The sequence below is a fragment of the Bradyrhizobium sp. Pha-3 genome, assembly GCF_042258615.1.
Classification (GTDB): Bacteria; Pseudomonadota; Alphaproteobacteria; order Rhizobiales; family Xanthobacteraceae; genus Bradyrhizobium.
The window spans coordinates 6,394,438-6,406,560 of the sequence record NZ_CP170152.1 but is presented as its reverse complement, the minus strand read 5'-3'; the positions used below and the strand labels follow the sequence as shown (position 1 = coordinate 6,406,560).

At 66.0% G+C, this 12,123-nt stretch carries 14 protein-coding genes; 7 read left to right on the top strand and 7 right to left on the bottom strand.

Translation table 11 applies throughout. The annotated features are described in order from the left end of the window. Positions 1-124: 124 nt before the first annotated feature. A complete protein-coding gene (locus ACE10Z_RS30290) occupies positions 125-538 on the top strand; it encodes a MucR family transcriptional regulator (RefSeq protein ID WP_375784033.1) in 414 nt (137 codons plus the stop codon). Positions 539-643: 105 nt separating this feature from the next. On the opposite strand, the gene ACE10Z_RS30285 is transcribed toward ACE10Z_RS30290, so the two are convergent. Both ACE10Z_RS30285 and ACE10Z_RS30280 read right to left on the bottom strand, forming a co-directional pair. Further along, positions 644-1,072 (bottom strand): SufE family protein, encoded by a 429-nt coding sequence (locus ACE10Z_RS30285; RefSeq protein WP_375784032.1) that lies wholly within the window; start codon positions 1,070-1,072, stop codon positions 644-646. Between the two features lie 143 nt (positions 1,073-1,215). Beyond that, the gene (locus ACE10Z_RS30280; protein WP_375789962.1) at positions 1,216-1,593 is read right to left on the bottom strand and encodes a DUF5330 domain-containing protein; all 378 of its coding nucleotides are present in this window, start codon (positions 1,591-1,593) and stop codon (positions 1,216-1,218) included. 434 nt (positions 1,594-2,027) lie between these two features. Here ACE10Z_RS30280 and ACE10Z_RS30275 point away from each other — a divergent pair, with 434 nt between their 5' ends. Next, positions 2,028-3,839 carry a PAS domain-containing sensor histidine kinase gene (locus ACE10Z_RS30275; RefSeq protein ID WP_375784031.1) on the top strand — a complete coding sequence of 604 codons (1,812 nt, stop codon included), beginning with the start codon at positions 2,028-2,030 and terminating at the stop codon, positions 3,837-3,839. Further along, positions 3,832-4,596, top strand: a complete 765-nt coding sequence (locus ACE10Z_RS30270; RefSeq protein WP_375784030.1) for a peptidoglycan-binding domain-containing protein — start codon at positions 3,832-3,834, stop codon at positions 4,594-4,596. The genes ACE10Z_RS30275 and ACE10Z_RS30270 overlap by 8 nt, the downstream gene beginning before the upstream one ends. Before the next feature lie 58 nt (positions 4,597-4,654). Here ACE10Z_RS30270 and ACE10Z_RS30265 read toward each other — a convergent pair whose 3' ends face one another. Continuing rightward, the gene (locus ACE10Z_RS30265) at positions 4,655-6,298 is read right to left on the bottom strand and encodes an ankyrin repeat domain-containing protein (protein WP_375784029.1); all 1,644 of its coding nucleotides are present in this window, start codon (positions 6,296-6,298) and stop codon (positions 4,655-4,657) included. A 222-nt stretch (positions 6,299-6,520) separates the two neighbouring features. Here ACE10Z_RS30265 and ACE10Z_RS30260 point away from each other — a divergent pair, with 222 nt between their 5' ends. Continuing rightward, positions 6,521-6,865 (top strand): DUF1491 family protein, encoded by a 345-nt coding sequence (locus tag ACE10Z_RS30260; protein WP_375784028.1) that lies wholly within the window; start codon positions 6,521-6,523, stop codon positions 6,863-6,865. Here ACE10Z_RS30260 and ACE10Z_RS30255 read toward each other — a convergent pair. Further along, the gene (locus tag ACE10Z_RS30255; RefSeq protein ID WP_375784027.1) at positions 6,862-7,794 is read right to left on the bottom strand and encodes a DUF2336 domain-containing protein; all 933 of its coding nucleotides are present in this window, start codon (positions 7,792-7,794) and stop codon (positions 6,862-6,864) included. The two genes, ACE10Z_RS30260 and ACE10Z_RS30255, sit on opposite strands and share 4 nt — an antisense overlap. 295 nt (positions 7,795-8,089) lie before the next feature. Between ACE10Z_RS30255 and ACE10Z_RS30250 the strand changes: the two genes are divergently transcribed. Both ACE10Z_RS30250 and ACE10Z_RS30245 read left to right on the top strand, forming a co-directional pair. Next, positions 8,090-8,284, top strand: coding sequence for a hypothetical protein (locus tag ACE10Z_RS30250; protein ID WP_097670912.1), 195 nt, complete (start codon positions 8,090-8,092; stop codon positions 8,282-8,284). Positions 8,285-8,300: 16 nt separating this feature from the next. Beyond that, the gene (locus ACE10Z_RS30245; RefSeq protein ID WP_375784026.1) at positions 8,301-9,068 is read left to right on the top strand and encodes a hypothetical protein; all 768 of its coding nucleotides are present in this window, start codon (positions 8,301-8,303) and stop codon (positions 9,066-9,068) included. On the opposite strand, the gene ACE10Z_RS30240 is transcribed toward ACE10Z_RS30245, so the two are convergent. Further along, the gene (locus tag ACE10Z_RS30240; RefSeq protein ID WP_375784025.1) at positions 9,065-9,922 is read right to left on the bottom strand and encodes a LysR family transcriptional regulator; all 858 of its coding nucleotides are present in this window, start codon (positions 9,920-9,922) and stop codon (positions 9,065-9,067) included. The two genes, ACE10Z_RS30245 and ACE10Z_RS30240, sit on opposite strands and share 4 nt — an antisense overlap. Before the next feature lie 90 nt (positions 9,923-10,012). Between ACE10Z_RS30240 and ACE10Z_RS30235 the strand changes: the two genes are divergently transcribed. Further along, on the top strand, positions 10,013-10,849 hold the full coding sequence (locus ACE10Z_RS30235) for an MBL fold metallo-hydrolase (RefSeq protein ID WP_375784024.1): 837 nt from the start codon (positions 10,013-10,015) through the stop codon (positions 10,847-10,849). Positions 10,850-10,926: 77 nt separating this feature from the next. Here the strand turns inward: ACE10Z_RS30235 and ACE10Z_RS30230 are convergent, their stop codons facing one another. Together ACE10Z_RS30230 and ACE10Z_RS30225 are read right to left on the bottom strand one after the other, a co-directional pair. After that, positions 10,927-11,547, bottom strand: a complete 621-nt coding sequence (locus ACE10Z_RS30230; RefSeq protein ID WP_375784023.1) for a DUF1254 domain-containing protein — start codon at positions 11,545-11,547, stop codon at positions 10,927-10,929. Next, positions 11,544-12,122, bottom strand: a complete 579-nt coding sequence (locus tag ACE10Z_RS30225) for a DUF1214 domain-containing protein (RefSeq protein WP_375784022.1) — start codon at positions 12,120-12,122, stop codon at positions 11,544-11,546. Before ACE10Z_RS30225 ends, ACE10Z_RS30230 begins: the two co-directional genes overlap by 4 nt. Position 12,123 lies beyond the last annotated feature (1 nt).

The following is a 12,123-nucleotide window of genomic DNA, read 5'->3' as shown; positions in this document are numbered from 1 at the left end:
CTTGTCAGATTTGCTGTAATCCGCTCATATTCGCAAAGTAGTACGCGATTCCATTGATGTATTGCTGCACGTGGATACTGTCCGGTGGGCGCCGGGCCGTCGATAGCACGGGGAAGGTTGAGTCATGTCCGATACGTCAGGCAAAACGCCGGTCGAGCTGACCGCAAGCATCGTTTCGGCCTATCTCAGCAACAATCCGACGCCGGCCTCGGATATTCCGAGCCTGATCAGCCAGGTCCACGCGGCGCTGCTGCGGGTGTCGAGCGGCCGCGCCGACACGCCGAGCGAGCCGGCCAAGCCGGCGGTGTCGATGAAGAAGTCGATCACGCCGGAATATCTGGTGTGTCTCGAGGACGGCAAGCGCTTCAAGTCGCTCAAGCGCCATCTGCGCACGCAGTACAACATGACGCCGGAGCAATATCGCGACAAATGGGGCCTGCCGGCCGACTATCCGATGGTGGCGCCGAACTATGCGGTGGCCCGATCGCAGCTCGCCAAGAAGATGGGACTTGGCCAGCAGGCGCGGAAGCGGAAGTAGGGGCTCAGAGCATTTTCGAGCGAAGTGGATACCGGTTTGCGTGAAGAAAATGCGTCAAACAAGAATCCAGAGCCCCGTTCCGATTCTATCGGAACGGAAATGGCTCTAGGCGGACGCAAGGGCCTCGCGCGCGTCGTTGCGGATGCGATCGACCATCGAGCGGAGGCCGTTGGAGCGCTGCGGCGTCAGATGGTCGCGGAAGCCGAACTCGTCGAACAGCGCAAGCGCGTCGGTAGCGAGGATTTCCTTCGGCGTGTGCCCGGAAAACAGCGTCAGCACGATCGCGACCAGGCCGCGCACGATGTGGGCGTCGCTGTCGCCGATATAGTTCAGGCGCGGTTCGCCATTGGCATCGCGACCGATCCGCTTCGACAGCCAGACCTGGCTGACGCAACCCTGCACCTTGTTCTCGGCCGAGTGCTCCGCCTCCGACAACGGCTCCAGCGTGCGGCCGAGCTCGATGACATAGCGGTAACGGTCGTCCCACTCGTCCAGCAGCGCAAAATTGTCCCTGATTTCGTCGATCGTCGTCATCGTGGCCCGCATCCTATTCTCAACGGCTTATATAGGAAGGCGGGCCGCGAAAGCGACGAAAATGGAACCGGTTCCCGATTGTTTTGACGCGTTTTCTTCGCGCGAACCGGCATCCGCCTCACGCGACAGCGCTCTATTGGCGCTTACGGCGTCGGCGGCAGGCGGAAGTCAATCGTCTGATCGTCCGCCGTCAGCGTGTCGCGGGATGCGGCCGGGTCGGTATCGTCCTTGCCGATCGAGCTGGTGTGGTCGGGCGGTTTCTTGTCGGTGATGATCTGGTAGAGCTTGCGCGCGCCATCGGTCGCGCGCTGGCCGATCGCGGTCGCGGCCTGGCCGCCGACTTCACAGGCGGAAGGCTGACGCTTGCAGAACTGACCCATGTCGTTGATCGTCGCCGTCGCAGCCGACACCGCGTCCGACGCGCTGATCTGCGGCGCCTTGTCCGCTTCAGGGGTTTTGTCTCTCGGCAGCAGCACGAGCACAAGCCCGAGCCAGAATGCCAAACGCAGCAGGAAGAACATGGCGCGATCCCGGTCGTCTATCTTGTCTTTTGCTTCTTGCGCGGTCGATGCCGCTATTGCCCTCACGGTTAGCATCGGTCGATAAATCGGAAGTATCTGCCTTGAAGTAAATCCGCCGAAAAATCGCGGAAGATTCGCCTGAATTGATTCGCCGTAAATTTTCGATTGATGGCGGCTGACGGGTGCCAAATCGGCAGATCGGGCTGCGTCCACCAATTCGAAACCATAGTTTGTCGCACCCGGAAACCAGCCGTTCACCATCCCCGACAAATGACCGGTGAATGACAGCGTCGAAACCTCGCCAATGCACGGTGTTTGGCAGCAGGCCGCCCCGCCTTAGCGTTCGCTTAAGTTCGCTCTGACACGTTGGCCTGCAATCACAAAGGAGGCGTTCCGGCGCGTCTGTCTGACGATCAAGCCGAAGCGCGAGTGCTGTGAGTAGTTTGAGTCTGATCCGCGATTGCCTGGATGCGCTGCTGCATCCGTCGGCGCAATATGATGCGCTGACGCGTGCGCGCCATCGTGCCTTCATGGCACCGCGACTGCTCGGCAGTCTGGCGGCGCTGGCGTCGTTCCCTGCCTTTCTGGCGATGCGCGGGGCGCCGACGGCGATCGAGGTCGCGGCGTTCGCCTGGCTGATCGCGCCGATCCTGCTGTCCTGGTTCCTGTCGCGCACCGGCCGTTATGAAGGCGCGCATGTGCTGTCGTCGCTGGCGCTCGCCGGTCTCGTGATGATGATCGCGGCGTCCACCGGCGGCATCGCGTCGTTCGCGGCGGTGTGGCTCGTCGTGATTCCGATCGAGGCGGCGCTGTCGGCCTCGCGGCGCGTGGTGGCGTTTGCGTTCGCGCTGGCGATGATCTGCGCGGCGCTGCTCAGCGTGCTTGGCCATTACCACGTGTTGCCGGTGGTCGATCCCGCGGTTACGTCGAACAGCACGCTGGTCGGCTTCGGCGTCGTGTCGGCGATCTTCTATGCGGCCGGGCTTGCGTTCGGCGCGGAGTCGCTGGCGCGCACCAGCGTGGCACTGCTTTACGTCGAGGAAGAGCGCTACCGCCTGCTCGCGCATAACATGAGCGACGTGCTGTCGCGGCACAGCCGCAACGGCGCGGTGCGCTTCATTTCGCCCGCGGTCGAGGTCATGCTCGGCGTGCCGGCATCGCGGCTCTCCGGCCACGGCCTGTTCGACCGCGTTCATGTCGCCGATCGCCCGGCCTATCTCACCGCGTTGTCGGACGCCGCCCGCGCCGAGTCCCGCAGCGTCGAGTTCCGGGTGCGCCGCGACGGTGCGCGTGGCGAGGCTACCGCCGAATTCATCTGGGTCGAGATGCGCTGCCGGGCGCTCGAGCAGGCCTCCGCCGATGCCGAGGTGGTCGCCGTAATCCGCGACGTGACCGATCGCAAGGTGCAGGAACAAGCGCTGGAGCAGGCGCGCCATGCGGCCGAGCAGGCCGATGCATCGAAGACGCGCTTCCTGGCCACCATGAGCCACGAGCTGCGGACCCCGCTCAACGCCATCATCGGCTTCTCCGAGATGATCGCGCAGGAAGACGTGCTCGGCCTCGACGCGGCCCGCCGCAAGGAATACGCGCAGCTCATCAACGACTCCGGCCAGCATCTGCTGTCCGTCGTCAACGGCATCCTCGACATGTCGAAGATGGAGTCCGGCAATTTCGAGATTTCGCCGGAGCCGTTTGCGCCACGGCCGGCGCTGCTCAATTGCTGCAATCTGGTGGCGTTGAAGGCGCGCGAGAGCGGTGTCGACCTCGTCACCCGGGTGCCCGACGACCTGCCGATCGTGAACGGCGATTCGCGCGCGTTCAAGCAGATCGTCCTCAATCTGGTTTCCAATGCCATCAAGTTCACCGAGCGCGGCGGCAAGGTCACCGTATCGGGCGGCGTCGAGGGATCGCGGCTCTTGCTGCGGGTCTCGGACACCGGCGTCGGCATCGCCGCCGACGACCTCAAGCGGATCGGCGATCCGTTCTTCCAGGCCGGCAAGACCTATCAGCGCCGCCACGAAGGCACGGGCCTCGGCCTCTCCATCGTCAAGGGCCTGGTTGGCCTGCACAACGGCGAAATGAACGTGGAGAGCAAGGTGGGCGAGGGCACTATCGTGTCGGTGGCGCTGCCGCTGTCGTTCACCCCGCCGGCCGCGGTCGAGCCGTCCAGCAATGTCTCGACCCTGAAGCCCGCGCTGCGGTCCGGACTGCAAGAGCAAACCCAACAGGTGAAGAAGAGTGCCTAGACAGACTTTGGATGACGAGGAAACGCCGCGCCGTCGCCGCGGCGCCAAGGCAGTGGCCATCGCGGCCGAGGAGGAACGTGGCCTCGTCCTGCGCCTGCTGCTGCATAGTCCGAAGGATCTGGTTGCTGGCGTGCTGGCAACGTCTGCCATTGTTGCGATCCTGATCAATGCGCTGTTCCTGCAGGCCGGCCGTCATCCGTCGCCGATGTTCGGCGGGTCGGTGGTGACGCTGCCGCCGCCGGCTCCGGTTGCGGCGGCCACCAGCCCGCTGCCGCGCCCGCGTCCGGCCGAGGCGGCCGCCCGATCAGCCGAGCCCGCCGTCATGGAGCCGACCAAGCCGGTCGACGTGAAGCCGGTGGAGACGAAGCCGGCCGAGACCAGGTCCGTCGAAGCCAAGCCGGCCGAACCAAAGGTCGAGTCCAAGCCGGTCGATCCGATGGCCAATCTGGTGCTGAAGTCGACCGTCGCGCCGCCGGCCGCCACACCGTCCCCGGCCGCAGCGCCGTCCGGCGTCATTCGTCCGCCGGCGCCGATCCCGACACAGCATCTGAGCCCGGCCGGCAAGCGCATCGCAGCGGTCCAGCGGACGCTGACCGAATATGGCTACGGTCAGCTCAAGCCGACCGGCACGATCGGCGCCGATACCCAGCACGCGATCGCGAAGTTCGAGCGCGCGCGCAAGCTGCCGGTGACCGGGCAGATGTCCGATCGCCTGGTGCGCGAGCTCAGCACGATGATCGGGCACTCGATCGACTAGGCTCGTCCTCTCGTCATGGCCGGTGTCATCCGGCCATGACGGCTCTCCTCGACTGACGTCAGACAGCTTCGCCCAGCAGGACGTCCCTGACCTCGTCGGAGAACGGCTTCCTGCGGCCGGCCACCAGCACCGATTCCGGATCGTCGCGATCCGGAATGCCGCGCGGCATGCCGTGATCGAGCAGGGCTTGCGCGCAGCCGGCCCAATCGCCGCCACTGACCGGTTCATTGCAGGACGCCCACGACAAGGTTCCGGACGCGTTGTCGCCAAAGCCGTGCTGCTCGGTCCAGTCAGCACCGTGCTCGAGCAGGAAGCGCGTCAGCCCGGCATCGCCGCGGAACACCGCGTGATTGAGTGCCGAGGCGTCCCAATCGCCGCCGCGCACCGTGATGGGCCAGCCCAGCTTGACCATCAGCCGTACCGCATCGTCGCCGCCTGCCGCGGCGAGCTCAGGAAGCAGCCGCAACTGCTTTGCTGAAAGCGATCCCGGCAGATCTGGCCGAGCGGCCTGGATCCGCCGTGCTTCGTCCTCGTCGCCGCTGCTGCACGCCGCGACGAAGCGCTCGTCATCGGCAAGCGTCTCGTCGCCGGTCCGCCCCCGCAACAGCTCGGCAACCTCGGTCAAGCCGAACTGCAAAGCGTAGCGATAGGCGCTGAGACCGTCCGGTGTCGTGATGTGCGGATCTGCGCCGGCGTCGAGCAGGATCGCGATGCAGGTCCGCGAGCGCCGCCGCCGGATCGCCCACATCAGCGGCGATCCGCAATCCGTCAACGGCGCGTTGCCGGCGGGCTCATTTGGATTTCCGCCGTGGCGCAGCAGCAATTCGAGTCCCGCGACGTTCTCGTCGTCGAGCACCTTGTACATCGCGTTGGTGCCGGCGATCCGCGCCCCATGCTCAAGCAAGATGCCCGTCGTCACGGAACCTTCGAGCGAGTGGTACAGCGATTCATTGTCGTTCGGATTGGCGCCCGCTTCGAGCAACAGTTTCGTCAGCGCGAGATCGTGGTTGCGTCCGGCGGCGCCATACAGTGCTGACAGCGGGTTGCTGTCATCGGGCGCGTCGAGCGATCCGGGCGGCCAACGGCTGCTGATGTGCTGGTCGGGATCGGCGCCGGCCTCAAGCAGCAGGCGCGCGCAGCGATGCAGGCGCGCCTGAAATTCCGGAATCTGCAGCAGGCTGGAATGCGTCACCGCAACCAGCGGCGGCAGTTTCAACGGACCGCCGGGACGGTTGACCCATGCGGGATCATTGGCTGCGGCCTGTCGTAGCGTCTCTTCGTCGCCGACGGCACAGGCGAGATAGGGATCGTCGGCTACAAGATCGGGATCCTCGGTGAGCATCCGCGCCGCGATGCGCGGATTGGCGCGATCGGTGGTGCCGTCGACGTCTGCGGCATAGACCAGCTGCAGCCATCGCCGCACCCGATCGGCTTTGCTTTTGCCGGATGGCAATTGGGCTTCGACATAGCGCCGCAGGTCCGGCCATGAGGCGAAGCCGAGATCGCGCGCGATGCAGGACTGCGCGTCGTGCAGCCGCAGATCAAGTGCGGCGATTTGCGCGTCGCTGCGTCCAGCCGCAGTCGGCAGTGCCTGTCGGAAACGTGTGTAAGCCTCGGGGGCCTGTCGCCGGTAAAGGCGAATGAGCTCCTTGGCCTGCTTCTTCAGATGTTCGAGATTCAATCGCGCGGGCGATCGGTTCATGGAAACCTCCGTGCATCAATCGCCGATGGTCCACAAAACCGGCTGCACAAAGGCTTGGTTGGCCGCATATCAGATGCGAGTGGGTTCAACCCTTCCCGTGGACCCGGGCGCGGCTTGCACCGCAGAGGCAAGGATATGAGCGACGCTGGTATCGGCCCGCCGGTGCGTGACGTCATCTGTGACAATTGGACGTGGCCGCGGCGCTGGCCTATAGGTCGGCGCATGCGATTGAAAACCAGCATATGGGTCGCGGCGTATTTGCGCCGCTGCCAGACCGAAGGCGTGTTCGGCGCGATCCGCAAGAAGGGCGCGGAGGAAGCCGGTGCCGTGTTCGTCAAGGTGGCGCTGATGGACGGCAACGCGATGCTGTATGCGCCGGCGCCGCAGACGGTTTATGACGACAGCCGTCCGGCCGAGCGGCTGTTCGTGCCGACCGCACAGCAGCCGGTGTCCGAGCCTTCGGTCGAGGAGCGGTTGATCAAGGAGCTTCGCTTCGATCCCGATGCCTGGATCGTCGAGACCGAAGACCGCGCCGGGCGGCACTTTCTCGATCTGGCGAAGAGCTAGCTTCCAGACTTCTGGTTGCGAATGCCGGGCGCGCTGCCGGGCTGCACGACGGGTCGTGTCTGCGAGGACGTTGCGCGCACGCCATGACGCTCATCGTCATAAAGGGACGAGCGGTACTTGGCACGGGCCACCGCCATGGTCGAGCCGCGCCACGCCGCCAGTATCACCAGCGCCGAGCGCTCGCTGAGACGATCGTAGAGCCGCGACAGCCGATAGACATAGTTGACCGACGAGCCGGCTTCCGGATTGAGGAACATCAGGATCCGCTGGAACGCGGCGCTCGACACGTCGAGCGCCCGCATCGCGCAGGCGAGCGGCTCGCCGCCGGGATCATTCACCACCTCCGCGGCGATTCGCGACGGCAGGATCAGCGCCTCGCCGAGTTCGAGCGTGAAGTTGTCGATATCCTCGGCAAACGCCGCCATCTCCAGGATATGGATCGCGCGCGCGGCGCGCGCAGCCGGAATCCGCGCCGCGGCCTTCAGCGGCGTCTCCTGCAGATTGTGCAGGATCTGCGCGCGCTCCTTCGCGCTGGCGGCAAAGAACATGTCGGAGATTTCGGCGGCATCGTTTGGCCGCATCGCGAGGCTCGCGGCCATCCGCAGCTCTGCCTCGGTCGGGACCTTGGCGGGCAGCGCGGAAGGTGCGGGCGCGGGAATTGGCGCGGCAGCCGGCTCCGGCTGGTCCGGGCCGGCGCGGCGCAGCCCGAGCTTGTCCATGATCGGGGCCGGCGTTGCCGGATAGATCGCAAGCCGCGCGCGGACGGCGGCGCGGGTTGCGTCGTCGACCTCGTCGATCAGGCGCGACGTCAGCTCGACGAACTGGCGCTCTTCGTCGGCGGAATGTGCGCTCGCCTGCACATACAGATCGGTCAGGACGCGCAGCAAGGTGGGGCGGATGTCGACTCCCTCGCGGCGGGAGAGCGTCATCAGCCCATCGAAACCAGGAAATAGCGGAGCTGCGGTCATCTCGGGCGTACGCGACTTGCCAATAAGACTCGGCTTGAAAACCTTGTGGCAGCGAGCCTACGCAGGCTGTTTTAAGACGCAGTTAAGGAAAATAAGCCGTGAAGGCGAACGCGCAAATTTGCGCGTGTCTATTAAGGCACAGCGCCACATCCGTAACCGTCCGTATCGGCGGCTTAAGATGTCGTTAACCATACGCGTTCTTAACTCGGCGAGCGCGGGGCAAATCATGTCCGTGCGGGGCCAGAGAGAACGGAACATGGGCACCATCGTTGAGTTTCCGGCGGATGCGGCTGCACGGCGGCCGAGCGCTGTCGGTGCTGCCGGCGAAGGCATGGGGACCGTGCTGATCCTTCCCGTCGTGCGGATCGAACGAACGACGGAGGAGACCGGCGGTGGGCGCGGACCGGAGCAGGGCACTGCGCAGGGCCGTCGTCGCCGCCGCCGCTCCTGATCGCGGACATCGTGCAATGCCGGAACTTGTGCAGCGGACCGCCGCTCGGCGGTCACTCCCGGCGCTGATCCTGCTGCTGGCGGGCTCGGCGCTCGCGGGCTGCAGCGGCGGCGATTTCGGGCGTACCCGCGCCGATTTCCGCAACGATGACATGCATCGCTGGATGGGCGCCGAAGCGACCGGCAGCGTCGGCACGAACGCCTCGCAATTCCAGCTCACCGAACACGAACGTCAGTTGCGCGATCTCGCCTATCAGTTCATCGAGCCGCCGCTGTCGCGACCGGCGTGGAAGAGCGTGTACGGCGACTATCAGCCGCTGCCTTCGCCGTGGCGGCAGAGGGTCGTGTTCGATCGCACGGCGTATGGCCGCAATCTGATCGACGAGCCGCATCGCTCGTTCGCCTCGCGCTATTCGTTGCTGATCGACCAGGTCCGCGACGACATCACGCGCTTCGAGCCGTTCTTCGCCACCGCGATCCAGGTGATCGAGCTCGACCGCAAGCGCAATGCCAGCCTCAACATGATCGCCGACGTGTCGCCGCGCGAGCGGGCCGACGCGGTGGCGCGGATGGAAGAGAACACGCTGATCGTGCAATGGGTCCAGCAGAGCCTGGAGCGGCGGATCTCGTCCTATCGCTGGGCGCTGGAGCGGCTGGTGATCCAGGCGCCCGACGGCATGGCGGCTGACGCCGAACGCCAGATCAACGAACTTGCCCGGCTCACCGCCAACGCGCCGCTGGTCTCAGGTCCGGCCACGGGCCATGCCGTGGTGACGAAGGGTTAGGCCCGCTTCGCTTTCCGCGCTGATTTGACCCCGCGGCTGCTCGCCTGCCGCGGCAGGCTCGCAATGAACTCCTTCAGCGCATCGGAGGGCGGGTGGGCGGAGGGGTAGGCGAGGCCGACCTGGCGCGTTACGTCGATCTCGATCGCACGCACCGCCACATCCGGATTGCCGCGCGCGACGCCTTCGGGAACGATCGCAACGCCGACCCCGGCCGCGACCAGCGCCATCGCCCATTCCTCCGATTCCGCGATCGCCACCGGCTTGCGCGGCGGCGACGTGCGCTTGAAGAATTCCTGCTGCTCGCAATGGCAGCGATCGATCATCGGAACGCCGGCGAAGTCAGCGGTTCGAAGCGTCTCCTTCAGGGTCAGAGGATGCGACGGCGGCAACGCCGCGACGTAGCGCTCGCTCCAGAGCGGGATGAAGTGCTCGCCGGCGTTGATCATGGTCTTGGCGACGATCCGCGCGTCGGCCTTCTCATTGGCACCGACCAGCCGAAGCGCGAGGTCGGCATTGCCGGTCAGCGGCTTCAGCAGCGCGATCGTCCGCGCCTGATCCAGCGTGCGCAACAGGCCGAGCGTCAGCGGCTGCCTTGTCGCCGGTTTGCGAAACAGGTTTCGCGCCGCGTCCGCCTCGTCGATGATCCTGCGGGCGATGCCGTGAAACTGCGCGGCGGACTCCGTCGGTGCCATGCCCTTCTTGTGTCGGATGAACAGCGTGGTGCCGAGCTCGGCCTCGAGATTGGTGATCGCTGCCGAGATCGACGGCTGCGAGATGAAGCAGCGCTTCGCCGCGGCGGTCAGGTTGCGCTCGCGGTAGACCGCGGCGAAATAGCGGAGTTCGCGGATATCCATAGGCTAATCCTATCATATGGATAGATAGACAATATTTTACCTATGGAGTGGCCGGTGGCAAGCCTGTGCTGAATTCAGCGGAGATTTGTCATGCGCATCCACCATCTCAACACCGGCACGATGTGCCCGATCGGCAAGCGGCTCGTGAACGGCAGCGGCAGCATCTTCCAGCGGGCGCGGATGGTCTGTCATTGCCTGCTGGTCGAGAGCGACGACGGCCTCGTGCTGGTCGACACCGGCATCGGGCTCGACGACATCGGCGACCCGCCGCGGCTGGGGCGCAAATGGGTGCGGCAGACGACGCCGCGGCTCGATCCGGCCGAGACGGCCGTCCGCCAAGTGAGGGCGCTCGGCTTCTCGCCCGATGACGTGCGGCATCTGCTGCTGACGCATCTCGATCGCGACCATGCGGGCGGCGTGCCGGACTTTCCGAAGGCCAAAGTGCACGTCGATCGCAAGGAGTACGACATGGCGGTGACGCATCAGGTCGCGCCGCCGGAAGGACGCTACGTCACGGCGCAGTGGAAGCACGGACCGGACTGGGCGTTTTACGGCGCCGGCGGCGAGGACTGGTTCGGCTTCAAGGGCGTGCGCGCGCTCGGCGACCGCGAGCCGGACATTCTGATGATCCCGCTGCCGGGTCACACGCTCGGCCATTGCGGCATCGCGGTGCGCGACAAGGACAGATGGCTGCTGCACGCCGGCGATGCCTATTTCCACCACGCGCAGCTCGACGCCCGGCCGCGGATCCCGCTGGTGCTAGGCATGTTCCAGCGCCGGGCCGACATGGATCGCGCGACGCGCATGCAGAACCAGGAGCGGCTCCGCCAGTTGAAGGCGGCGCATGGCGCCGGCGTGACGATCGTCAACAGCCACGACCCGGTCGATTACGAGAGCTGCCGCTGCGGCCGGCACGCGCTTGTTTGAGCATGATCTCCGCGCAAACGCCTTGCGTTGGTCGCGAGGGAAAAGCGCTTCGCACTTTTCCGGATCATGCTTCGGAGCTAGCGCTTGCGCGCCGCAGGCGGCGGGGCGGGAACGGGCAGTGGCGGTGGGGCTTCCTGCTTCGTCGCTACCGGCTCGGCCTGCGGCTTGCAGGAGGAGGCCGCGAGCGAGGCCTGCGCCTGCGGCATCAGGCCGGGCTCCGGCGCCAGCGCCTTCAGCAGGATCAGGCCGGTGGTGGTCGGCGAGTCGATGATCAGCCGGTCGGCGGCGGTGATTTCCTCATCCTCCGGCAGCTCGTTGTGCTGCGCTTCCGTCATCAGGTCGAGCTCGATCACCTTCTTGCCGGCGGAGCGATCGTTGATCGCGTAATAGGCGACCTCGTTGCGGGTGTAGAACGACACCGACGTATAGGCCTGGCTGACCGGCACGGTGAGCTTGAGCGGCCCGGTGGAGAGATCGTAGCGGCAGATCGCCACCGCGAAGGCCGGATCCATCAGCGGCATCGGCGAGTTGCTCGGGTCGGCCAGCGGCAGCTGCGTCACCTCGTTGAGCTTGGTCATCGGCGTCAGCCGCGAATAGGCGTCCTGCGAGGCGATGCGCGGCAGCGCCAGCACGCTGACGAGATGCACCACGCCGCCGAGCAGCACGCCTGCGAGGATGGTGAACAGCACGCGGATCATGGGCAGCCCGTCGTTGTAATCGAGGGCATCGGCGCGTCGCGCTGGGTGCGGGTCGCGACCCCGACCGGCGTGTCGTAAAGGCGCAGCATCAGCGCGTAACGCTCGATGCCGCCGGTCGGCAGCCAGTTGCCGGCGCGCGAGCGCGAGGCGATGTGGATCTCGAACGTGCCGTCGGAGGCGCGCATGATCTCCTGGCTGGTGAAGCCGTAGCGCTGCAGCGAATTCGCGACGAGGTGGCCCTTGCGGTCGAACAGCGTCAGCGTCCAGAACCGCGCCGCCGGCGTCACGCCGCTGACCACGATGTCGCAGCGGCCGTCGAGCGGCTTGTTCCTGTCGTCCGATGTCGCCGAGAACGCGATGCCGTCGCCGGTGCCGATCGGCAGCTCGCCGCTGCGCGCGATGGTGGCGCGCGAATAGGGGTCGACGTCGGAGGTGCCGTTCTTCGGCCGCGCCGTCCAGGCGCCGATCTTCAGCGTGCCGAGATCGGTGCCGCGCGTCGCCGTCGCATAGGTCAGGCCGAGGCCAACGGCCGTGGCGATGACGAGTGCCAGCAAGGTGGTGAGGAGGAGCCGCACG

Excerpts from the sequence above, each read along its gene's own strand:
- ACE10Z_RS30290 (WP_375784033.1), top strand. The coding sequence starts at position 125 with ATGTCCGATACGTCAGGCAAAACGCCGGTCGAGCTGACCGCAAGCATC.
- ACE10Z_RS30285 (WP_375784032.1), bottom strand. The coding sequence starts at position 1,072 with ATGACGACGATCGACGAAATCAGGGACAATTTTGCGCTGCTGGACGAG.
- ACE10Z_RS30280 (WP_375789962.1), bottom strand. The coding sequence starts at position 1,593 with ATGTTCTTCCTGCTGCGTTTGGCATTCTGGCTCGGGCTTGTGCTCGTG.
- ACE10Z_RS30265 (WP_375784029.1), bottom strand. The coding sequence starts at position 6,298 with ATGAACCGATCGCCCGCGCGATTGAATCTCGAACATCTGAAGAAGCAG.
- ACE10Z_RS30260 (WP_375784028.1), top strand. The coding sequence starts at position 6,521 with ATGCGATTGAAAACCAGCATATGGGTCGCGGCGTATTTGCGCCGCTGC.
- ACE10Z_RS30255 (WP_375784027.1), bottom strand. The coding sequence starts at position 7,794 with ATGACGCTCTCCCGCCGCGAGGGAGTCGACATCCGCCCCACCTTGCTG.
- ACE10Z_RS30250 (WP_097670912.1), top strand. The coding sequence starts at position 8,090 with ATGGGCACCATCGTTGAGTTTCCGGCGGATGCGGCTGCACGGCGGCCG.
- ACE10Z_RS30245 (WP_375784026.1), top strand. The coding sequence starts at position 8,301 with ATGCCGGAACTTGTGCAGCGGACCGCCGCTCGGCGGTCACTCCCGGCG.
- ACE10Z_RS30240 (WP_375784025.1), bottom strand. The coding sequence starts at position 9,922 with ATGGATATCCGCGAACTCCGCTATTTCGCCGCGGTCTACCGCGAGCGC.
- ACE10Z_RS30235 (WP_375784024.1), top strand. The coding sequence starts at position 10,013 with ATGCGCATCCACCATCTCAACACCGGCACGATGTGCCCGATCGGCAAG.
- ACE10Z_RS30230 (WP_375784023.1), bottom strand. The coding sequence starts at position 11,547 with ATGATCCGCGTGCTGTTCACCATCCTCGCAGGCGTGCTGCTCGGCGGC.